Here is a 269-nt window from a genome sequence, read left to right as displayed (position 1 = left end):
CAACAGGACCTTGGTCGCGTTGTGCCGCTCCGGGCGATAGCGCACGTCCAGCAGCCCGCCCTCGCGCGCCGTGGCCGCGACGGTCCCCTCCAGATCGAATTCCGCCGCCGCGCCCTGGCGAGCGAAGCGCCTGAGCCGGCGCAGGGCCAGTTGCAGGTTGCGGCGGTCCAGGGGCGCGCGGTCATCCAGATTGCGGTAGTCGCGCTGCTCCCAGACCTTGGCCGCCCGCCCCTGGCGGGTACCGGCCTCGCCCACGCGCACACCGAAGG

1 pseudogene is annotated in these 269 nt (G+C 74.0%); it reads right to left on the bottom strand.

Annotated elements, in window-relative coordinates:
- Positions 1–269, bottom strand: a pseudogene (locus tag HWD99_RS18795) (hypothetical protein); the annotation flags it as partial.

This window comes from Microbacterium sp. C5A9, from assembly GCF_022627955.1.
GTDB lineage: Bacteria > Actinomycetota > Actinomycetes > Actinomycetales > Microbacteriaceae > Microbacterium.
The sequence above is the reverse complement of the archived record's forward strand: the minus strand, read 5'-3'. Positions and strand labels throughout refer to the sequence as shown.